13 protein-coding genes, 1 tRNA gene and 1 riboswitch are annotated in these 22,869 nt (G+C 30.4%); of the genes, 6 read left to right on the top strand and 8 right to left on the bottom strand.

Annotated elements, in window-relative coordinates; genetic code table 11:
• The first annotated feature begins 76 nt into the window (after positions 1-76).
• A complete protein-coding gene (locus CLV86_RS03840; protein ID WP_121049842.1) occupies positions 77-1,081 on the top strand; it encodes an App1 family protein phosphatidate phosphatase in 1,005 nt (334 codons plus the stop codon).
• A gap of 65 nt (positions 1,082-1,146) precedes the next feature.
• Here CLV86_RS03840 and ppk1 read toward each other — a convergent pair whose 3' ends face one another.
• The 4 genes from ppk1 to CLV86_RS03820 form a co-directional block, all read right to left on the bottom strand.
• Positions 1,147-3,168 carry a polyphosphate kinase 1 gene (gene ppk1 / locus CLV86_RS03835; RefSeq protein WP_121049839.1) on the bottom strand — a complete coding sequence of 674 codons (2,022 nt, stop codon included), beginning with the start codon at positions 3,166-3,168 and terminating at the stop codon, positions 1,147-1,149.
• Between the two features lie 59 nt (positions 3,169-3,227).
• Positions 3,228-3,842, bottom strand: a complete 615-nt coding sequence (locus CLV86_RS03830) for a deoxynucleoside kinase (RefSeq protein ID WP_076734026.1) — start codon at positions 3,840-3,842, stop codon at positions 3,228-3,230.
• 1 nt (position 3,843) lies between these two features.
• Positions 3,844-4,623 (bottom strand): hypothetical protein, encoded by a 780-nt coding sequence (locus CLV86_RS03825; protein WP_121049836.1) that lies wholly within the window; start codon positions 4,621-4,623, stop codon positions 3,844-3,846.
• A 98-nt stretch (positions 4,624-4,721) separates the two neighbouring features.
• Positions 4,722-6,314 (bottom strand): T9SS type A sorting domain-containing protein, encoded by a 1,593-nt coding sequence (locus CLV86_RS03820; protein ID WP_121049833.1) that lies wholly within the window; start codon positions 6,312-6,314, stop codon positions 4,722-4,724.
• A 192-nt stretch (positions 6,315-6,506) separates the two neighbouring features.
• Here CLV86_RS03820 and CLV86_RS03815 point away from each other — a divergent pair, with 192 nt between their 5' ends.
• A complete protein-coding gene (locus CLV86_RS03815) occupies positions 6,507-9,722 on the top strand; it encodes a T9SS-dependent choice-of-anchor J family protein (protein WP_121049830.1) in 3,216 nt (1,071 codons plus the stop codon).
• 43 nt (positions 9,723-9,765) lie between these two features.
• Here CLV86_RS03815 and CLV86_RS03810 read toward each other — a convergent pair whose 3' ends face one another.
• Complete coding sequence (locus tag CLV86_RS03810; RefSeq protein ID WP_076734022.1) at positions 9,766-10,476, bottom strand: response regulator transcription factor; 711 nt, start codon at positions 10,474-10,476, stop codon at positions 9,766-9,768.
• Positions 10,445-11,851, bottom strand: a complete 1,407-nt coding sequence (locus CLV86_RS03805; RefSeq protein ID WP_121049827.1) for a sensor histidine kinase — start codon at positions 11,849-11,851, stop codon at positions 10,445-10,447. The genes CLV86_RS03810 and CLV86_RS03805 overlap by 32 nt, the downstream gene beginning before the upstream one ends.
• A gap of 315 nt (positions 11,852-12,166) precedes the next feature.
• On the opposite strand from CLV86_RS03805, the gene CLV86_RS03800 reads away from it, so the two are divergent.
• Positions 12,167-13,135, top strand: a complete 969-nt coding sequence (locus tag CLV86_RS03800; RefSeq protein WP_121049824.1) for a GLPGLI family protein — start codon at positions 12,167-12,169, stop codon at positions 13,133-13,135.
• 96 nt (positions 13,136-13,231) lie between these two features.
• On the top strand, positions 13,232-15,991 hold the full coding sequence (locus CLV86_RS03795; protein ID WP_121050246.1) for a carboxypeptidase-like regulatory domain-containing protein: 2,760 nt from the start codon (positions 13,232-13,234) through the stop codon (positions 15,989-15,991).
• Positions 15,992-16,134: 143 nt separating this feature from the next.
• Here CLV86_RS03795 and CLV86_RS03790 read toward each other — a convergent pair.
• Positions 16,135-16,216, bottom strand: a tRNA-Tyr gene (locus CLV86_RS03790).
• Between the two features lie 59 nt (positions 16,217-16,275).
• A complete protein-coding gene (gene metK, locus CLV86_RS03785) occupies positions 16,276-17,535 on the bottom strand; it encodes a methionine adenosyltransferase (protein ID WP_076734018.1) in 1,260 nt (419 codons plus the stop codon).
• 321 nt (positions 17,536-17,856) lie between these two features.
• Positions 17,857-17,979, top strand: a riboswitch (SAM riboswitch).
• A 120-nt stretch (positions 17,980-18,099) separates the two neighbouring features.
• Between metK and CLV86_RS03780 the strand changes: the two genes are divergently transcribed.
• Both CLV86_RS03780 and thrA read left to right on the top strand, forming a co-directional pair.
• A complete protein-coding gene (locus tag CLV86_RS03780) occupies positions 18,100-19,389 on the top strand; it encodes an O-acetylhomoserine aminocarboxypropyltransferase/cysteine synthase family protein (protein WP_121049821.1) in 1,290 nt (429 codons plus the stop codon).
• A gap of 83 nt (positions 19,390-19,472) precedes the next feature.
• The gene (gene thrA, locus CLV86_RS03775) at positions 19,473-22,868 is read left to right on the top strand and encodes a bifunctional aspartate kinase/homoserine dehydrogenase I (protein ID WP_121049818.1); all 3,396 of its coding nucleotides are present in this window, start codon (positions 19,473-19,475) and stop codon (positions 22,866-22,868) included.
• Position 22,869 lies beyond the last annotated feature (1 nt).

Raw genomic sequence — 22,869 nt, 5'->3', positions numbered from 1 at the left:
CTATTTTAGAATTAAAACCACGCTAATTAGCGTGGTTTTTTTGTTATTTTACAATAGTTAATTCGACAAATTTTTCATGGGAATATTTAAAAAAGATCCACTTCAAATCATTGCTTTTCAAAGCTACGGAACCAATACACATTTTTACGCAAGAGGAAGAGCGCTTGAAGATGAATCTATAGATTTAGAATCTCAAAAAATTTGGAATTTAGCAATTAATGCATTTAAACGGTTAGAGTCTGATGAGATTGCAAATACAGCTATAAAAGTAAAACTTCCAAACAATAAAATTATAAAAGCCAAAACAGATAATGATGGTTATTATATTATTGAAGAAACAATTGAAAATTTAAAAAGTTTAACAAATACTGAAGGTTGGTTGTCTTTCGAATTATCTTACGATGATGTTACCATAAAAAGAAAAATAACAAATAATAATAGATTTTCTGGTGAGTTGTTGATACCATCATCTAAAGCAAAATTTGGAGTGGCAAGTGATATAGACGACACTATTTTGCATACAGGAGTAGTTTCTACTTTAAAATGGCGTGTTATTTATAATTCTATATTTAAAAATGCAAAAAGCAGATTGCCACTTGAAGGCGCTGCAGAATTTTACCACATGCTGCATCGCGGCGTATCTGGAGAAAATGCAAATCCTATTTTTTATGTTAGCCATAGTCCTTGGAATCTCTATCGTTATTTGGAGTTGTTTTTAAGACAGCATAAGTTTCCTAAAGGACCAATTTTACTTAGAAGTTTTAAAGAGTTTAGATCAAGAAAAACTGTAGACGAAAAACCTCAAAAACAAAAAGAAATTCTTAACCTTTTAAAAACGTATCCAGATTTGCCTTTTATTTTAATTGGTGATAGTGGAGAGCATGATGCAGATATTTATATTGAAATTGCTAAGCAGTTTCCAGAGCGTATAAAAGCTATTTATTTACGTAGTGTAAAACATAAAAAGAGAATGTTGCGTGTTAAAGGCTTGCTTGAAAAATATAAAACTACACCTGCATTGTTGGTAGAAAGTAGTAAGCAAGCTATTGAACATGCTAAGGAAAATAGATTTATTAAATAATTTCCTGTGTTAAATTGAAACTCTGTACAAAATGTTAAAACATCTTTTAAAATAAAAACTAAAGGTTATTTAAAATAGTTATAGGTGGCTATTTGAGATTGTATAGGTTCTTTATTATTTTTTATATATTCATTTTTTTGCTCTGCATCAATAATTCTGGCTTTTACATTGTCTTCTAATTGTAGTTGTAAAATGTCTTTAACAATTTTAAAATTATCAGGATCAAGTATAGGTGTAATAACTTCAATTCTATGACTTAAATTACGTTTCATCCAGTCTGCCGAGCCAATAAATAATTTTTCATCACCATTATTACCAAATAAATATACGCGACCATGCTCTAAATAGCGATCTATTATACTAGTTACAGTGATATTTTCACTTTGATTTTTAATGCCAGGAATTAAACTACACATACCACGAACAATTAACCTAATTTTTACACCAGCATTACTAGCTTTATACAGGAGTTTAATCATTTGTTTGTCTTCAAGGCTATTCATTTTTAAAATAATTAAACCTTGTTTTCCAGCATGAGCAAATGCAATTTCACGTTCGACCATTGCAGAAAATTTATGTCTTGAAGTAAATGGAGAGATAAGAAGTTTTTTTGCTTTAGGTACTATTAATACACCTTCAAGTACTAAAAACACACGGTTTAGCTCTTTAGTAATTTTTTTATTAGCAGTCATTAAGCCAAAATCTGTGTATAATTTTGCTGTATTTTCATTAAAATTTCCTGTTCCTATATAGCAGTATCTGTTTATTTTATTATTAATTTCTCTCTCAATATATAGTATTTTAGAATGAACTTTAATGCCTGGATAACTATAGATAACTTTTGCTCCATTTTCTTTAAAAATGTTTCCCCATTTAAGGTTGTTTTTTTCATCAAATCGAGCTTTGGCCTCAATAAAAATAACAACTTTTTTACCATCTTTAGCTGCATTAGCGATCGCTCTATTTAACCTAGAATCTTTAGCAACGCGATAAAGTGTCATTTTTATGGTAGTAACTTTAGGATCGCTTGCTGCTTCTTCAATTAGTTTTATTACAGGTTCAAAAGATTGATAAGGATAGTGTACTAATTGGTCTTTAGCGTCAATGGCTTTAAACATTGAAGAACATTTGTTAAGTACAGGATGAGGTTGTGGAGTTAAAACTTTATTTGATAATTTTTTATCTGTTGGGTTTGGAAACTTAAAAAAATCTTTAAAATTATGGTGTGCTCCACCCATAATAATATCAGCATTGGTAACGTCTAGAGTTTGTTTAATAACATTTTGAAGTGTCTTAGACATTTTAGAATCTATTAAGATTCTAGTGGCTTGTCCTGTTTCTCTTTTTGGTAATGATTCTTTAATTTTTTGCATTAAATTACCAGAGAACTCATCTTCTATATATAGTTCTGCGTCTCTAGAAAGCTTTAATTCGTAATATTTTAAATTAGAATTATTGTGGTTAAGTTTTAAATTATGCTTTAAAATATCATCTATAAAAGTAATGTAATGCTTCCCGTCTTTGGTAGGGAAAACAAAAAAACGATCTTCGTTTTCTGGAATTTTTACAATTTCAAACGTATTTTTATCTAATAGTGTAGTGAGATAGAGTGCTTCATTTTCAACAAAAACAGAGTTTTTTTCGGCTATAGTATGAGTTTCAAATTTTAATTTGTGTTTTATTTTTTTCTTAAAATAATCTTCTGCTACTTTTTTTTGTGATGTAGAAAACTCATCTGTACTAATTAAATAAATGTTTTCTTGTTTTAGTGCTGGTATTATATCGCCAACAAATATAAGTCCAAATTCTTCTTGTAGAATATGGACTTGTTTTCTTATTTCTTTTAAAACCTTATTTGGTTTTGTAATTAGTTTTTTACGAAGTGGTTTTTCGATATTTTTTATTTGCCTGATGTCAGACACGCGAACTTTAAAAAACTCATCTAAATTGGATGAGAAAATAGCAAGAAATTTTATACGTTCGTATAATGGATTTCTAATGTCTTTTGCTTCTTGTAAGACGCGATGGTTAAAGCGTAGCCAAGATAAATCGCGATGGTAGTATTTAGAATTGTAAAGGGATGCCATATTTTGTTTTTAACAAAATAAGACTTTTCAATTTAAATTATGTAAGTAAAATGTTAAGGTTAAAAGAGTCCGTTTATTTCAGCATCAATTTTATTAAGTATGAAGCCTAAATCTTCTGGTCTGTCAACAAAATCAAGATTGTCAACATCAATAATTAATAATTTTCCTTTTGTATATCCTGTAATCCAAGCTTCGTAACGTTCGTTTAATCTGCTTAAATAATCTATGCTTATAGAGTTTTCGTAATCACGACCACGTTTGTGAATTTGCGATACTAAATTGGAGATAGAACTACGTAAATAGATTAATAAATCTGGGCCTTGTACAAAGCCTTCCATAAGTTCGAAGAGTGATGAGTAGTTTTCAAAATCACGATTAGTCATTAGGCCCATTGCATGAAGATTTGGTGCAAAAATATGCGCATCTTCATAAATAGTTCTGTCTTGTATAATGTCCTTTCCACTTTCACGAATTTGAGCTACCTGGCGAAAACGACTGTTTAAAAAGTATACTTGTAAATTAAAGCTCCAGCGTTCCATTTGGTTATAGAAATCATCTAAATATGGATTGTCTACTACGTCTTCTAATTGGGCTTCCCATTTATAATGTTTGGCAAGTAATTTTGTGAGCGTAGTTTTTCCAGCTCCAATGTTTCCGGCAATGGCAACGTGCATATTATTTTAATTTTAGTTTGTATTGATAAAGCTCTTTATCGGTGTAAATATAAAGGTTTTGATTGGTTACAAAAAACTGACTTATTAAAAAATTTGGAATGTTGATAGGTTTTATATTTTTGGTGTTTTCTTCTAAGTAAAATATGTTTTTGTCTTTCTTAAAAAAAATATTTTCATTACTCTCTTTTATAGAAGTATAGCCGGTATTTGGCATTTTAGAAACTAAACTCCCAAAATAATTGTATTTATAGATATAGTTTTTGGTTAGTAGCCAACATGAGTTGTAGTTACTAGTAATATCTAAAACATTGTTTTCTATTGGAAGAGTTTTTGCACGTATAGTATTTGTCTTATAATCGTATAGTTCTAATTGCATTAAGTCTTGATTAAAAATCCAAAGTGTGTTGTCGCTTCCTGTAGAAATGTGCGAGACATTTTTATATGGATTAACTTGGTTAAAATCTACTTTAAAAATTTCTGCAAGTCTATTATCTAGAATTATAACAGTATTAAATGTTTTATAAAAAATATTAATTTTTAATGGATTAAAAGTGCTTGAGGAGGTCATACTACCTAATTGTACATTACTATATTTAAGTAGTTTTTCTTCTTGTTTTTTTATTAAGGAATTGTTTAATGTATAAAAAATGGTTCCAAAATTATCTACATCTATTATAGAATCTGCTTTAAATTTAATTTTACTTTGCTGTTGGACTTGTATACTGTCTTGAGCAAAGATAGAAAATGTAAAAAGTAAAAAAAGATATTGTAGCTGTTTCATTATGATGTGAAAAGTACAAAAATTGAACCGTTTTACACAAACAAAAAACACCTTAATATGTTAAGGTGTTTTTGTCTAAATTATTTATTAAAAAATGCTTATTTTCTAATAATCTTAAAGTTAGTTGTTTCGTTTCCAGATTTTACTGTTACAATATATATGCCAGATTCAAGGTCTAAAAGATTTAAAGATACTAATTTACTTGATGTATCTTTTCTAATAATTGCCTTACCTAATATATCGTGAACTGTAATGTTATTTATGTTTTTATTATATTTTATATTAAGAACATCGTTAACAGGATTTGGATAGTAACTAAAGTTATTTAAATCGAAATCATCAACGCTTAAAGGTGTACTATCGTAGGCAGAAATTCTAAATTTACCAAATTGATATGCCCATCCCCAAACTCTTACAATAACAGTTTCTCCTGGTGTTTTGTTTGTAAATAGAATACCTGCATATGGGTTACCACCAATAATAAATTGATTATTACAATAAGCAGTACCATTATTTGGAGCAGGTAAATCGTAATGGTAAGGGATTAGTGTGCTAGTTCCGCAAGATCCTGTATAAGTTTCCATTGCAGTATCACTTAAATTTGTTTCTGTAGATTCTGCTCTAGTTTCTACTGTAAAACTACCTGAAGCAGGAACAACAACAGAAAACCATACGTCTCTTCCGTATATTCCAAAATCAGATAAAGTACCACAGTCTGGGAAGTTTGAGTTTCCAGAATTAACAGATGCAGAAGTTGTTGTTGCTGTTATAGCATTGTCTTCAAAATCTTGTCCAACGGCTAACGGAGTAGGATTGTTACAATCGTCGTTAGATGGAGCTGGAGGCGATTTATAAGTGCATAATTCAAAATAAATAGCTTGTGATGATTCCGAAGAGGTCACACTTATGTAATAAGTGGTTCCGGCCGTTAAATCTGCTAAAACAATATCTTCACATTGTAATGTAGGAGAAGTTGGGCTTTCTGCAATAGCATTTAAATATCCTGGAGTTCCAGTGTAAACTCCAATATATAATGGCGTTGTTCCATTTATTAAATCTGCTCTAAATGAATACTCGGTAGTTTCGGTAGGCGTAAAAGTATACCATACATCTGGGTTAGAATTGCTACAAATAGTCTCGTATGTATATGATGCATTTGCTGTATAGCCAACGGTAGTGTTTTCGCAAACTTCAAAAGTTGATTCTGTAAGAGCTTCTGCATTGTCTGGTTCATCATTAATTGGAGGATCTGGAAAAGCATATACACACATACGATATTGAATGTTAGCAGAAGCACCTCTAACATTAATATAATAAGTTTGTCCGCTATTTAAATTGCCACTAAAATACCTTGTTGCACATCCAGTTTGGCTTGTTAAATTTCCAGGAGTACCTGTAAATATACCTATTCTTACAGAGTTCAAAGAGCTAGCATTTAATGATTCAATTTCTATTGAATATTTTTTAGTTTCTATTGGTGTGAATGTATACCAAGAATCAACCCAATTATCATATCCAGAACAAGTAAATTCAGCAGATTTGGTAAAACCTTGAAAGTCTCCTGTTTCAGCATTTTCACAATTATAGGTTTGAGATAACAGAGTTGGAGTAGCGCCAATTGCTTCGTCTGTTTGCGCGTTTAAAGCAAACGAGAATGCAATAGCTAAAATTAAAAGTAATTTTTTAGTCATGATATTTGTTTTTTGTGTGTTACAAATTTTAAAAATATAGAGCAAAGAAAGTGATGATATATTATCGTTAACTTATCGTTAACCGAAATTAACTTTGTTAAATGAGCAATAGTAAATAAGTTTACGCTTTAAATTATAGTTTGTTATAGAATATAGCAGGTTTAAAAAGCTTAAAATTAAAGATATATAACGATGAAAAAAAATTACTTAATTCTTGTTTTTACATTATTCTGTTTATATGTAAATGCTCAAAGTGTTTTAATTAATGATGCTACTTTAGGAGGAATTTCAACAAGTACTTTTCAAGAAACACCAATTGATGCAGATGATAATTATTCTTATTCGCAAAGCATTTATTTGCAATCTGAAATAAACCAATCTGGAAATATTTCTAAAATAACATATTATACAAATGGAGTCCTTGAAAACTCTAATGATATTGTGGTTTATATGGCTGAAACAGCAGATAATGTTTTTGCATCTAATACCGGTTGGATTGATTTGGCTAACTTAACTCAGGTTTATGCTGGAGTTTACACGGTGTATAATAACGAGGTTTCTATAATTTTAGACACACCATTTAATTATTCTAACAGTAACAATCTTATAATAGTAGTTGATGAAAATCAAGAAGGTAGTGATTCTAACGATTTTATTACACATAATTTAGGATATGGTAATGCAAATGGAAGAGTAATACACTACGGAAATAATTTTACAAATCCTGATCCTGCATCTCCACCAAATGGAATTTTAGATTATTATGGACCAAACATAGAAATAGATTTTACGCCTATAACTTGTTATCCGCCATCGGATATTGTGCTTTCTAATTTTGGTGAAAATACTGTAGATGTAAACTGGCTTTCTGCAGCAATGCAATGGGATTATGTAGTGCAATTGTCTGGCACAGGTAATCCAGATGCGGCTACTTCTGAAAACGTATCTTCAAATAGTACAACTATTAGCGGTTTAACTAATAATACAGAGTATGAGTTATATTTAAGATCAAATTGTAATACAGATGGAGTAAGTGATTGGGTTGGACCAATAGTTTTTAGAACCGCTTGTGGCGTTGTAAATAATTTTTCTGAGAATTTTGACAGTATGCCGGATGAATTAGAAACACCTTATTGCTGGACAACAATTGCAACTTCAACAGGAACAGCGCCTAATATTAAAGTTAACACAAGTGCTTCTCAAGCGTATTCTCCAGATAATTACTATGAAATGCAATTAAATAATGACGATTCTGTGTATTTAATTTCTCCAGAAAGTTCAATTATTGCAGATGGTATGCATAGAATAGAGTTTGCTGCTAAAGTAAACTCTGTAACAGGTTCTGAAACAACTATGAACATTGGTTTAATGTCTGATCCTACTGATGAAAATACATATGTGGAGTTATCTTCAATTACTTTATCAAATTCTTCAAGTAATACAAATAATTACTCTTTTCATTATGTTAATATACCTTTAAATGCATCTGCTAATCATTTAGTATTTAAGCCAGAAACTAATTCTTCGTCTAATAAAATAGTTTATCTAGATGATGTTGTGGTTACAACGCAACCATCTTGTTTTGAAGTTTTAGATGTTGAAGCTACTAGTATAACCGATGTTTCTTTTAACCTAAATATTACGCCAGACATTCAAACACAAACAGAGTGGGAATTAGTTGTGGTGCAAACTGATTTAAATTTTAATCCTGCATTAGAGACGCCAATAGTAGTAAATACACTAACAACGAATTTTACAACAGATTCTAGTGGAGCTGCTATAATACCAGATAGTCCTTATAGAGTTTTTGTAAGAGCAAATTGTGATGCAGCTGGTAGTGACGGTACTGGTTATAGCAGTTGGTTTGGACCTTATGATACAAGAACAGCTTGTGCGCCTTTATCGGCAAATTTTTTAGAGAATTTTGATTCGTATTCAAATGGCGATTTTCCATTTTGCTGGAATAAAAATGTTACTTCAACAGGTTCACCAACAGTACAGGTAAGTACTTTTGCATCGTATGCCGTATCAGGCTCTGGTAGTATATTAATGAATACAGGAAACGATGCTAATGCAAATGTTTTATTAATATTACCACAAAATACAATTGCTAATGATGGTGCACATAGGTTAGAGTTTTATGCAAGAAAATCTAATGCTAATACAGCTGCAAGTATTATTGTAGGTAGCATGAGTGATCCTTTAGATGCGACAACATTTAGCGAAATAACTGAAGTACCAATCACTTCGGGAGGTTCTACAGGAGAGATAATTCAATATTATGTTAATTTACCAGCCAGTCCTAATGAGTATGTGGTATTAAAACATGCAGCAGGCGCGGCAGCAAGTATTGCTTTTTATATTGATGATGTAGAAATTACAGATCAGCCAGCATGTCCTGAAGTTTTTAGTGTTTCTGCAGAGAATATTACAGCATCTTCTGTTGAGGTAAGTTGGGATTTTATTCCAGGTCAAACAGCTTGGGAGTATATTGTTCAAGCGGCTGGAATAGGAGAACCAGTTTCTGGAACCTTAACAACTACAAATACATTAAATAATGATTTTAATAGTTTATCGGCTAATACACCTTACGAAATTTATGTAAGAGCAGATTGTGGTTTAGACGGGTTTAGCAATTGGGTTGGGCCTGTAAACTTTACAACTGCATGTGTTCCAGAATCTGGAGATTTTTCTTCAAGTTTTGAAGGTTTCTCTAACAACGAAGAAATACAACCTTGTTGGTCTAGTTTAATAGATCCGGTTTCTACAAGTCCTTATGTTAGATACAGTACTGTTCAATCTCAAGATGGAGCTATTAGTGTTAGGCTTTATAGTGGTAATGATGCGTCTGCAGGAATATTTTTAATTACTCCAATGCTGGATGATTTAGATAATACCAAGCAAATAGTTTTTCAAGTTTACGATGATAATAATGGCGGTTTAGAAGTTGGTACAATGTCCGACCCAACAGATGCTACAACATTTACATCATATCAAACATATCTTGACGCAGATATGGCTGATGATGCTTGGGAAGAAAAAACAATTAATTTTGATAATTATACAGGATCAGATAATTATATAGCATTTAAATATAATGCTGCTACAACATTCGATTATTTATACATAGATAATTTTACATACCAAATAAATCCAACTTTAAGTGTAGATAGTTTAGATTTTGATAATTCGGTTTCTCTATATCCTAATCCAGTGCAAAACATTTTAAATATTAAAGGTGAAAATATTGAGTCTGTTAATGTTTATAGTATTAATGGAAAAAAAGTTTTAACTACAAGTGTAAATGTTAAAACAATAGATGTTTCAATATTAGAAACTGGTATGTACTTTGTTAATATAAAAGATAATAAGGGAAATGTTATTGTAAAGAAAATTATAAAAGAATAATTAATAGCTCGCACTAAATTTAGTGAAAAGGCAACTAATTTAATTAGTTGCTTTTTTTTATTATAAATTTTAAACCAACTCCTCTAATGCTATTTATGCTAATATTTTTATCTTCTTTAAAATGTTTTCTAACTCTAGTAATAAATACATCCATGCTTCTGCCAGAAAAGAAATTACTATGTCCCCAAACGTTTGCAAGAATATCTTCTCTTGGTATTAATCTATCTTTATTACTATATAAATAATAAATAAGCTGGGCTTCTTTTTCGGTAATTTTAAAGCTTTTGTTGTTAATGTTTAGAGTTAGATTTTCAATATCAAAAATATAGTTGCCAATTAATATAGGTTCGTTTTTTTTAGCATCTAAAGCAATGGTTTTTTGTTGCTTAGTTCTTTTTATAATATTATTAATACGTAAAATTAGTTCTTCTACTTCAAAAGGTTTGGTGATGTAATCATCGGCACCTAAACTTAAACCTTTTATACGGTCTTCTTTAGTTTTTCTTGCTGTTAAAAATAAAAAAGGTGTTTCGGCATTTTTTTTGGAAATTTTTTTGGAAAGTTTAAAGCCGTCTAATTTAGGCATCATAACATCAATAATGCAAATGTCAAAAGTGTGCATTTTAAATAAATCTAAGGCTTCTTCTCCATCTTTTGCCCAAAACACTTCAAATTTATTAAGCTCTAAGTATTGCTTTAGCGTTATGCCAAAGTCAATATCATCATCTGCTAATAAAATTCTCTTTTCTGTCATTTACTGGAACTTTAATATAAAATGTTGTGCCTTCTTTTTCTTTGCTTTCAACATCTATACTTCCATAATGTGCTTTTATTATTTGTTTACAATAATAAAGACCTAATCCTAGTCCTTTATAATTGTGTATGTTTTTTTCACTCACACGATAGAACTTACCAAATATAAGTTTTTTATTTTTTTTAGAAATACCTATACCATTATCAGAAATCGAAATAATATGATTATTCTCGCTTAGAGTGTATTTAACCTTTAATATTGTGCCATCAAATTTTATGGCATTGTTTAGAATATTTATAATAGCTGTACTAAAGTAAAATTTGTCGATTAAAATTTGTTTTTCTGTATTATTAATGTCTCTAATAAACTGAATGTTGTTGGATATTGTTAAAGAAAAGTCATCGCAAACTTCATTTATAAATGCCGAAAGATTAACTTCTTCAAGATTAAGTGTTATGTCGTTGTAACCTAAACTGTTATCTACTACTTGGTCAATTAAATTTTGTAACCTTTTGTTTTGCCTGTTTATTGTATTTATGGAGTCTTCGGCAATATCTTTGTTGTCTTTTGCAAACTTATTAGTTAGTGTTTTGGTAGCAATAGATAGGGTGGCTAATGGTGTTTTTAATTCGTGAGTAATATTGTTTATAAAATCTGTTTTAATTTCAGAAACTCGTTTTAATTTAAGTAAATTTCTAATAGAGTATGTAGTTAATGTAATTAAAAATAGAAGTAATAAGAAAGCTATAAAAAACAGTAATAGTAATTGTTTAAGAATAATTTTATCCCAATTTAAAATCTTCATATACAGGCTAGCTCTATATCTAATTATAATGGTATCATTTTCTTGATTACTGTTAATAAACTCTTCGTTAAACGACCAATTCCAATTATTTATTAATAAACCTTCGTAAAAAGGAAAATTAGTTCCTATTAAAAATACTTGTTCATTTTTACTTTCGTCTATAAGGTTTTCTACATTTCCATTTTTATCTATAAGCTGTATGGTTGTTGCAACTTTATTAAATAATACATTCTCATTTAAATTAAAATGGCCAGCACCTTGTTTATAATATTCTAAAAATTGATTATTTCTTGCTTTAGCTGCATTTTCTAGAGTTAAAAGCAATTCTTCTTTTGTAATATTTCCACTTTTATAATCTGGAATTTTTTTAACAAAATCCATTCTGTAATTCCAGGACAAAGAATCTACATAGCTGGTTTTTACTATACCGCCAATTTTTTTTCTAGATTCAACAGCAAAGCTCTTTTTTTTAAGATCGTAAGTGTTAAAAATTAAATAACCTTGCATTGTGGTTAAGGCTATTAAAGTAAAAATAGCTCCAGTAATAAGTGCTCTCGATTTTATTTGCATATAGGAAAATTACTATAATACGATTTAATATTTTAGTTTTTATTTTCTGTTAACCTATCATTAACTAAGGTTTAAGGCGGTTGGCGAAAAAAATAATTTTACTAAAATTGCTAATTAATTGTGTGTTAAAGAATTTTGTTATGCAATTTAATGATAAAAGCAAACTGTAGTTTTAAAATTATAGATATTTTATTCTAATTAAAGTTAATGTTTTTTTTAAGAAATATTTAACAAATATAAGTTAAACATTTTCTTCTTTTTAACGTCTTACTGTTATTAACTGTAATTTTACACCATAAACTAATAAATACTATTATGAAATTAAAAGCACTATTAACCTGCGTTACTTTATGTTTAGTATCGTTATCATTTGCTCAAGACGATTTTCAAGGAGAAGCAACATACATGTCTAAAACTACTATGGACATGGAAAACTTTGGAGGAAGAGAGATGAGTCCAGAGCGTAAGAAAATGATTGCCGAGAGAATGAAAAGTATGTTAGAGAAAACATTTGTGTTAACGTTTAACAAATCAGAATCTATGTATGTAGAAGATGAGCAATTAGATACACCTGGTGGTGGACGTGGAATGATGATGAGAATGGGAATGGGTTCTGGTACGCAATATAAAGACATGAAAGAAGGTGTTTTAATTGAGGATAAAGAATTCATGGGAAAACAGTTTCTAATTAAAGATAATTTAGAAAAGTTAGAATGGAAAATGACAGGTGAAACCAAACAAATTGGTCAATACATGGCAATGAAAGCAGTTGCAATGAAACCTGTAGACCAAACCGATTGGACTAAAATGAGAAGAAGAGGAAGAGATGAGGATAAAAAAGATGATAATAAGAAAGACGAAGCAAAAGGAGATAGAACAGTAAGTGCTTTTGGCGAAGCTAAAGCTAAAGATGGTGAGAAAACTAAAGATTCTTCAATAGTAGCATCAACAAAAAAAGAAACAACAACTATTACAATGGATGATATAGAAATTCCTAAAGAAGAAGAAGTTGTTGCTTGGTACACTATGCAAATACCAGTAAATAATGGTCCTGGAGAATTTTGGGGACTGCCAGGATTAATTTTAGAAATTAATGCCGGAAGAACAACAATTTTATGTTCTAAAATAGTAATGAATCCAGCGGAAAAGAAAGAGATTAAAAAACCAACAAAAGGTCAAGAAGTTACAAGGGCAGAATATACAGAAATTGTAACTAAAAAAATGGAAGAGATGAGGGATATGTACGGTAGAGGACGTGGAGGACGCGGCGGCCGAGGCAGATAAACCAAATAACCAACCATACTATTTATACACAAAACAAATTTTTTGTAAAAAAAGAAGGTGTATGTAAGCTTACATATGTCCATAAAAAATTCCCATATGAAATATATTTTTACGCTACTGTTGTTATTTGTAGCAAATACAATTATTGCACAAGTTAAATTTGAAGGCGTTGTTAAGGATGCAGAAGGCGAAGCGCTAGAATTTGCAAACGTTATTGCTATAAATAAAGAATCTAAAGTTTTAGAGTCTTATGCAGTAACAAACGAAGCTGGACGCTATAAGTTAAACCTTGGAAAAAATACAACTTATACTATTCAAGTAAGTTATATTGGTTATAAAAATTTCGAGCAAGAAATTACAACTAAAGAAGAAAGTATAAATCAAAATTTCGATTTACTAATAGATAATAGTCTAGACGAAGTAGAATTGGTTTACGAAATGCCGGTTACTATTAGTGGAGATACTATAACTTATAATGCAGACTCTTTTAAAAACGGAACAGAGCGTAAACTAGGAGATGTACTTGAAAAAATGCCAGGTGTAGAAGTTACAGACGAAGGAGAGATTGAGGTAGAAGGAAAAACAGTTGGAAAAGTAATGGTTGATGGTAAAGACTTTTTCGATGGAGATAGTAAACTAGCTACCAAAAATATTCCAGCAAATGCTATAGATAAAGTTCAGGTTTTAAAAAACTATTCAAATAATAGTCAATTAAGTGGTGTAACCAATAACCAAGATAATATCGCAATTAATATAAAGCTAAAAGAAGGTAAAAAGAACTTTTGGTTTGGTACTGTTACAGCAGGAGTAGGAGACTCTCCAGATGGAGGATTATATTTAGCGCAACCTAAATTGTTTTATTATAGTCCAGAAAAGAGTATCAACTTTATTGGCGATATTAATAATATTGGAGAATTGGCATTGTCACGAAGAGATATTTTTAATTTTGGAGGAGGATTTCAGCAACCTAGTCAACAAAGTGGTACAAATATAAATTTAGGTAGCAACGATTTAGGATTTAGACAACTTCAAAATAACCAAGCAAAAGATATTAATACAAAATTTGGAGCAGCAAACTTTAGTTATTCTCCAAAAAGCAGTTTAGAACTAAGTGGGTTTGCAATATTTGCAAGTAGTAGAATTGATTTACAAGAAAATAGCTCTGTACTTTACACAAATAATGATTTAAACATACCAGACGAATACACACAAAGTAATACCGAACAAAAAAGTGATTTAGGTTTATTAAAATTTAGTACAACATATAAGCCAAACGCTAATAATCAATTAGATTACGATATTATTGGTCGTATCTCTAAAGACGAACAAATAAATGGAACATACTCAACTGTAGTAGGAGGTATTAACCAATTAGAAGACACAGATCCTTATAAAATAAATCAAAATTTAAACTATTATTATACTCTAGACGATAGTAATATTTTTGCATTATCTATACAACATTTATTACAAGATGAAGATCCTTTTTATAATGCATTATTAGAAAACGATCCAACAAATAACGATAATGGTTTCGATCCAGATAATCCAGAAAATGATGAAGATTCTTACGACGGTACGGCAGAAGATATTGGTTTAGATAGATCACAACAGTACTATAGCGTTAATCAAGAAAAATTTGTAAAAACAAATCAATTAGACGCTAAATTAGACTATTGGAATATTTTAAATAAAAAAAGTGATATTAATTTTACTGTAGGAACCATTTATAGTAATCAACAATTCGATTCTAACATCTTTCAAACCTTGGACGATGGAACAGATGTAGACACAAACTCAAACATTACTGGAGTATCAGATGTCAACGATATTAAATACACCTTTAGCGATGTTTATTTAGGTATGCACTACCGATACAAAACAGGGAAATTTACAATTAGTCCAGGTTTATCGGCACATGCATATGGTGTAAAAAACGATCAATTTAATACAGTAACAACAAATAATTTCTTTAGATTGTTACCAGACTTAAATGTAAGAGTACAATTAAAATCTTCAGAAAATTTAAACCTATCCTATAAAATGCAAACACAATTTACAGACGTAAATCAGTTTGCACGTGGATTAGTATTAAATAACTATAACTCAACCTTTGTAGGTAATCCTAGTTTAGAAAATTCGTTATCTCATAATATTAACCTAAGTTATTTTAGCTTTAATATGTTTAACTATACAAATGTATTTGCATTTTTAAACTATAGTAAAAACATAGATAATATTAGAACAGAATCTATATTCCAGCCAGGTTCGGTTATTAGAAGTAGTACACCATTTAATTCGGATCTTGCAGATGAGACCTTTACAGCAAGTGGTCGTTTTCAAAGACGTTTTGGTAAATTACAAGCAAGTATAAGAGGTAATTTTAATTTCTCTAAATATAACCAGTTTATTAATAATCTATTATCTGTAAACAAAAGTTTTACACAAACCTATACACCAAGTATTCGATCTAATTTTAGAGAAGCACCAAATTTCGAATTAAGTTATAGATACAGTTTAAGCGATAACGATCAAGGAGATAGAACTACTAAAATTATAACAAATAGTCCATCTATAGCGTTCGATGCATTAATCTTTAAAAAGTTTACGTTTGCAACAGACTATGGTTATACAAGACAAACTTTAGAAGGAAATACAAATAGTTTTGGACTATGGAATGCTAATTTAATGTACAGAAAAACAAACGAAAGTAAGTGGGAGTACGAAATAAAAGCAACAAACATATTAGATGTCTCTTCTAAACTAACAAACAGTGTTGGTGGATTTAGTGTAAGTACAAGTGAGTATTTTATACAGCCAAGATTTTTAACCTTTAGAGCTATTTATAATTTATAATTGGGCGTTACTGGAGTTATGCTTTAGTGCATAACTCCAGTCAGGCTTTCGGCAGTCGCTCTTTTCAAGGAGCTCCAACAAAGCCTCAATCCTTAACGCAAACAAAAAAAGCGAGCTAAAATGCTCGCTTTTTTTGTTTTGTGTGGGGAGAGCAGGATTCGAACCTGCGAAGACGTAGTCAGCAGATTTACAGTCTGCCCTCGTTGGCCGCTTGAGTATCTCCCCAAAAATCGTTTGCAAATATACTATTGTTTAGCATACTCACAAATGATTTTTAATAAATTTTATGTTAAATCAAATTCTGCCTTAACTTTATCAACGTAATCCAATTTCTCCCAGGTAAATAGCTCAACGTCTAATGTAATATCATTACCATTTGGTCTAGAAAAAGTTTTAGTAACTGTTTCATTTTTTCTACCCATATGTCCATAAGCAGCAGTTTCGCTATACATTGGGTTACGTAATTTTAAACGAGATTCTATTGCAGCAGGTCTCATATCAAAAACTTTAGAAATTTTCTCTGCAATTTCTCCATCTGTTAAATTAAAAGGGCATGTGCCATAAGTATCTACAAAAATTCCCATAGGCTCTACAACACCAATGGCATAAGATACTTGTACTAATATTTCTTCACAAACACCAGCAGCTACCAAGTTTTTAGCAATATGTCTTGTAGCATAAGCAGCACTTCTATCAACCTTACTTGGGTCTTTTCCAGAAAAAGCTCCACCACCATGAGCGCCTTTTCCACCATAGGTATCAACAATAATTTTTCTTCCTGTTAATCCTGTATCACCATGTGGTCCACCAATTACAAATTTTCCTGTAGGATTAATGTGGTATTTAATATCATCATTAAATAATGCCTGTAAATGCTCTGGAAGTTTTGCAATAACTCTAGGAATTAAAACCTCTATAATGTCTTTTCTAATTTTATCAAGCATTGCGGTATCGCTAGTGTCAAAATCATCATGCTGTGTAGATACAACAATAGCTTCAATGCGTTGAGGTATATTATCATCACTATACTCTATAGTAACTTGACTTTTAGAATCTGGTCTTAAGTAAGTAATATCTTTATTCTCACGACGTAGCTCAGCTAATTCAATTAATATTTTGTGAGACAAATCTAAAGCCAGTGGCATGTAGTTTTCCGTTTCATTTGTAGCATAACCAAACATCATACCTTGGTCACCAGCACCTTGTTCTTCTTTACTTTCTCTGTCTACACCACGATTAATGTCGTCACTTTGTTCGTGGATAGCGCTAAATACGCCGCACGAATTACCGTCAAACATATAAGCGCTTTTAGTATAACCAATTTTGTTAATGGTATCTCGTGCAATTTTTTGAACGTCTAAATAAGTATTAGATTTTACTTCGCCTGCAAGCACAACTTGTCCAGTAGTAACTAAAGTCTCACAAGCTACTTTAGATTCGCTGTCGAACGCTAAAAAATTATCTATTAATGCATCACTAATTTGGTCTGCAACTTTATCTGGATGTCCTTCAGATACACTTTCTGATGTAAATAAATACGCCATAGTTTTCTCTTAAATTTTAAATGTACAGGATTTGACGAAAGCGTCGAAGGAAGTTTACACTGCCTTTAGCATTTTTTAATGAGGTTGCAATCAGTCAAATCCGTCCTCGTAATTAATTTTCAGCAAAAGTATAAAAATTATATGGATAGAAAATTGTTTTCATATTTTTTAAGAAAAATTTTAAGATATATTCTTTTATTGTGAAAATATTTCTGTTTAAGTATGATTTTAATAAAAATAATGAAATATATTCTATTTTATTTGTTTGTGTAAAATATTTTTCACAATATTTGTACTCACAAAGTTCAAACACTTACTGAAATGTTATCAAGAAAGGTGGAGAGATAGACTCTTTGAAGCCTTAGCAACCCTTAGACTTACTAAGAAGGTGCTAAATTCTACTTAATGCTCGATTCATTAATCGAAACATTGGATAGATAACTAAAACCTAATTACTCATTTGTAGTTAGTATTTTCTTTTTAACATTTTTCTATTAGGTATGCTTCAATCGAAGCTTATTTGACTTTTGAATTAATTTAGTTTAACTCGAAAAAATTAGAAAAATGAGTACACAAAAATTTGCTACGCAAGCATTACATGCAGGACACGACACAACACAAACTAGCGGTACAAGAGCAGTGCCTATTTATCAAACAACTTCGTATGTTTTTAATAATTCAGAACATGCAGCAAATCTTTTTTCGTTAAAAGAATTAGGGTTTATTTATACACGTTTAAATAATCCAACAAATCAAATATTACAAGAGCGTTTAGCTGCTCTAGAAGGCGGAGTTGGTGCAGTTGCTTTTGCTTCTGGTACCGCGGCAATTTCTACAGGTTTATTAACATTATTAAAGGCAGGAGATCACATTGTAGCATCAAGTAGTTTGTATGGTGGAACTTACAATTTATTAAGTGTAACCTTACCAAGATTAGGTATAACAACAACATTTGTAGATGCTTCAAATCCTCAAAATTTCGCAGATGCGGTTCAAGAAAATACAAGAGCTTTTTTTGTAGAATCTTTAGGTAACCCAAAATTAGATGTTTTAGATATTGAAGGTATTGCTGTACACTCTAAAGTAGCTAAGGTTCCTTTTATAGTTGATAATACAGTGGCTACGCCAGCATTGTTAAACCCAATAAAGCATGGAGCAAATATTGTAATTCACTCTTTAACAAAATATATAGGAGGACAAGGAAACTCTTTAGGTGGTGTTATTATAGATGGTGGGAATTTTGATTGGTCTAGCGGTAAATTTCCAGAATTTACAGAGCCTTCTGCAGGTTATCATGGTCTAAAATATTATGAAACCTTAGATGCAGCTTCTTTAACTTTTAAATTAATTTTAGAAGGACTACGAGATTTTGGCGGAGCATTAAGTCCAACAAACGCATTTAATATTATTCAAGGTTTAGAAACTTTAGAAGTAAGAATTAAACAACATTCTCAAAATGCACTTGCTTTAGCACAATGGTTAGAAAACCAAGAAGAAGTAGCTTGGGTAAACTATCCAGGTTTAGAAAGCAGTAAATATAAATCTTTAGCAAATAAATATTTACCAAAAGGACAAAGTGGTATTGTAACTTTTGGAGTAAAAGGAGGTTTTGAAGCTGCAAAATCTGTAGCAGACGCTACTAAAACTTTTTCGTTGTTAGCTAATATTGGCGATACAAAATCATTAATTATCCATCCAGCGAGTACAACACATCAACAACTTGACGAGGCACAACAAAAAAGCGCAGGAGTAACTCAAGATTTAATTCGCTTATCTGTAGGAATAGAAGATATAGACGATTTAAAAACCGATTTAAAAAATGCTTTTTCAGTATTAAAACAGGTAGTGGCCTAATAATATAATTTTAATTATATAGTAGAAATGGCTACGCATTTTAATTGCCATTTAAAATGTGAGGCTTATTTCAAATTTTAAAAATGAAAGATTTACAATACATAGAGAATATAGATTATGCTACCCAAAACGGGAAGTCAGTTAAAATAAAACTGTCTTATCAACTTTTTGGTAAAGCATTACATACAGCTCCAATTGTATTAGTTAATCATGCCTTAACAGGTAACAGTAATGTTGCTGGAAACGATGGTTGGTGGTCAGAGTTAGTTGGTAAGGATAAAGTTATAGATACTAAAGAATATACTGTTTTAGCCTTTAATATTCCTGGAAATGGTTACGATGGTTTTTTAATAGAAAATTATAAAGATTTTATAGCTAGAGATATTGCAAAGCTATTTTTAATAGGATTAGAAAAACTTAAAATAAAATCGCTTTTCGCTGTTATTGGTGGCTCACTTGGTGGAGGCATTGCTTGGGAAATGGTTGTTTTAAAGCCCAATTTGGCTACACATTTTATACCTGTTGCTACAGATTGGAAAGCTACAGATTGGCTTATGGCAAATTGCCAAATACAAGAGCAGTTTTTAGTAAATTCTAAAAACCCAGTACACGATGCACGTATGCACGCGATGTTGTGTTATCGTACACCAGAATCTTTTAAATCAAGGTTTCAACGTTCTAAAAATAAAGAGCTAGAAATCTTTAATGTAGAGAGTTGGTTGCTTCATCATGGTAACAAATTACAAGAGCGTTTTCAGCTTTCGGCTTATAAATTAATGAATCAATTATTACGCACAATTGATGTTACTAAAAATCGAGAGCCAAATAAAAACGTGTTAGATGTTATTCAATCTAAAATAACAATAGTTGCAGTAGATTCCGATTTGTTTTTTACTGCTGAAGAAAACCGAGAAACACAAAAACAATTAGCGTTAACACATCCAAATGTTACCTATAACGAAATAAATTCCATTCATGGGCATGATGCTTTTTTAATAGAATTTGAACAATTAGAAAATATAATTAAAGGCATTTTTAAACCTAAAGTAAAAGAGAAAAAAATGAAGGTATTAAAATTTGGAGGAAAGTCCTTAGCCAATGGAGAAGGTTTAAGTAGAGTAATTTCTATAATAGAAAATAAAGTTAAAGATCAAGAAAATATTGCTGTAATTGTTTCTGCAAGAGGAAGCGCTACCAACCAATTAGAGGCTATTTTAGAAAAAGCAGTAAAAAACCAAAGTTATATAGAGCAATTAGAAGCTTTTAAAAGTTACCAAAAAGAAGTAATAAATATTGGTTTTGAAGAAGAGTTTTCAAGACTCGATAGTTTATTTGAAGGTGTGCAATTACTTGGTGACTATAATCAAAAAATAAAAGATGAAGTTTTGGCGCAAGGCGAATTAATTTCGGCTAAATTAATTACAGCTCTATTAGAAAATAAAAATATTAATGCTAAAATAGCAGATGCTAGAACTCTAATAAAAACAGATGATACTTTTGGTAATGCAAAGCCAATTGATGCCTTGTCTAAAAAAAATGTAATCGATTATTTTAAACAAAATAATGGTACTACAGTAAATATAGTTACAGGTTTTATAGCCTCTAATAAAGACAACAAAACAACCACTTTAGGGAGAAATGGTAGTAATTATACAGCATCATTATTGGCAAATTATTTAGATGCAGAAGAATTGCAAAATTACACACATGTTAACGGAATTTATACTGCAAATCCAGATTTAGTAGAAGATGCAAAAAAAATTGAAAGATTATCTTTTACCGAAGCTAATGAGCTAGCAAATTTTGGAACAACTATTTTACATGCCAAAACTATAATTCCTTTAATAGAAAAAAATATTCCACTCCGTATTTTAAATACATTTAATCCAGAAGACAAAGGCACAATAATTACAGCACAAAATAAAGATAAAGGCATACGTTCATTGTCTGTTTTAGACAATGTGGCTTTAATAAATATAGAAGGTCGTGGTTTATTGGGTAAAGTAGGTGTAGATGCTAGAATTTTTGGTGCTTTAAGTAAAGAAAATATTAGTGTAAGTATTATTTCTCAAGGCTCGTCAGAACGTGGAATTGGATTAGTTATCGATGCTGAAAAAGCATCTAAAGCCGTAATTGTTTTAGAACAAGAGTTTGAAAACGATTTTTACTCTCAAGACATTAATAAAATTAGTGTAATAGACGATGTGTCTGTAATATCAATAATTGGTCAAGAGCTCAGCACATTCCATAAACCGTTTAACGCTTTAATTAAAAACCAGATTATTCCATTACTCTTCAATAATACCATTACAGGCGAAAATGTGAGTATTGTAATTAAAAAAAATGAACTTAATAAAGCATTAAATGTTATTCATGGTGAAATTTTCGGAATTTCTAAAAAAATAAACCTAGCCATTTTTGGTCATGGTTTAGTTGGTAGCGAACTAATAAATCAAATTATAGCTTCAGCTAAAGATATAGAAAAACGTAAAGGCATTAAACTTAATATTTTTGCAATAGCTAATTCTAAAAAAGTACTATTTAACCGAAAAGGAATCGATGCAAATTGGAAAGAGAATTTAAAAACAAAAGGTGAGAATTATGTAATTGACGATGTGTTTCATTTTGCAAAAAATAATCATTTAGAAAATTTAGTAGCAATAGATAATACATCAAGTAGAACCTTTGTAAATAACTATATAAAACTTGTTGAAGAAGGATTCGATTTGGTATCGTCTAATAAAATAGCAAATACTATCGATTTTAAATTTTATAATCAATTACGAGAAACATTAGATAAGAATCAAAAAAAATATTTATACGAAACTAATGTTGGTGCAGGATTACCTTTAATAGATACTATTAAATTATTACATCTTTCTGGAGAAAACATAGTGAGAATTCGTGGTGTGTTTTCAGGCTCGCTAAGTTATTTGTTTAATACCTTTTCTTCTCAAAATATTTCATTTTCTCAAGCATTACAACAAGCATTAGATAAAGGTTATACAGAGCCAAATCCAAGAGAAGACTTAAGCGGAAATGATGTAGCAAGAAAATTATTGATTTTAGCCAGAGAGCTAGATTTACATAATGAAATTGAGGATGTTAATATTCAAAATTTAATTCCAGAACAACTTAGAGAAATTGAAACTTCAAAGTTTTTAGAATCGTTTAGCGAAATGAATCAAGAATTTCAGCAGCAAAAAGAAATTCAAAAAGAAAACCATGTGCTGCGTTATATAGGCGATTTACATGGTGATTTATCGCATGAAAAAGGAGCGATATTAGAAGTTAAATTAGTGTCAGTTCCAAGTCAATCTCCTTTGGGAGCATTAAAGGGAGCAGATTCTATTTTCGAAATATATACCGAAAGTTATGGCGAAAACCCAATAGTAATTCAAGGAGCAGGAGCAGGAGCATCTGTTACAGCAAGAGGTGTTTTTGGAGATATTTTAAGACTAACAGAAAGAAATAATTAAT

Origin of the sequence: Lacinutrix venerupis (assembly GCF_003663945.1) — a bacterium.
GTDB classification, from domain to species: domain Bacteria; phylum Bacteroidota; class Bacteroidia; order Flavobacteriales; family Flavobacteriaceae; genus Lacinutrix; species Lacinutrix venerupis.
This window is presented reverse-complemented; position numbering and strand designations above follow the sequence as displayed.

What these genes read in the sequence shown, in the direction of transcription:
- CLV86_RS03795 (WP_121050246.1), top strand. Translation starts at nt 13,232, where the DNA reads ATGAAATATATTTTTACGCTACTGTTGTTATTTGTAGCAAATACAATT.
- CLV86_RS03830 (WP_076734026.1), bottom strand. Translation starts at nt 3,842, where the DNA reads ATGCACGTTGCCATTGCCGGAAACATTGGAGCTGGAAAAACTACGCTC.
- CLV86_RS03780 (WP_121049821.1), top strand. Translation starts at nt 18,100, where the DNA reads ATGAGTACACAAAAATTTGCTACGCAAGCATTACATGCAGGACACGAC.
- CLV86_RS03825 (WP_121049836.1), bottom strand. Translation starts at nt 4,623, where the DNA reads ATGAAACAGCTACAATATCTTTTTTTACTTTTTACATTTTCTATCTTT.
- CLV86_RS03820 (WP_121049833.1), bottom strand. Translation starts at nt 6,314, where the DNA reads ATGACTAAAAAATTACTTTTAATTTTAGCTATTGCATTCTCGTTTGCT.
- metK (WP_076734018.1), bottom strand. Translation starts at nt 17,535, where the DNA reads ATGGCGTATTTATTTACATCAGAAAGTGTATCTGAAGGACATCCAGAT.
- CLV86_RS03805 (WP_121049827.1), bottom strand. Translation starts at nt 11,851, where the DNA reads ATGCAAATAAAATCGAGAGCACTTATTACTGGAGCTATTTTTACTTTA.
- CLV86_RS03810 (WP_076734022.1), bottom strand. Translation starts at nt 10,476, where the DNA reads ATGACAGAAAAGAGAATTTTATTAGCAGATGATGATATTGACTTTGGC.
- thrA (WP_121049818.1), top strand. Translation starts at nt 19,473, where the DNA reads ATGAAAGATTTACAATACATAGAGAATATAGATTATGCTACCCAAAAC.
- CLV86_RS03840 (WP_121049842.1), top strand. Translation starts at nt 77, where the DNA reads ATGGGAATATTTAAAAAAGATCCACTTCAAATCATTGCTTTTCAAAGC.
- CLV86_RS03815 (WP_121049830.1), top strand. Translation starts at nt 6,507, where the DNA reads ATGAAAAAAAATTACTTAATTCTTGTTTTTACATTATTCTGTTTATAT.
- CLV86_RS03800 (WP_121049824.1), top strand. Translation starts at nt 12,167, where the DNA reads ATGAAATTAAAAGCACTATTAACCTGCGTTACTTTATGTTTAGTATCG.
- ppk1 (WP_121049839.1), bottom strand. Translation starts at nt 3,168, where the DNA reads ATGGCATCCCTTTACAATTCTAAATACTACCATCGCGATTTATCTTGG.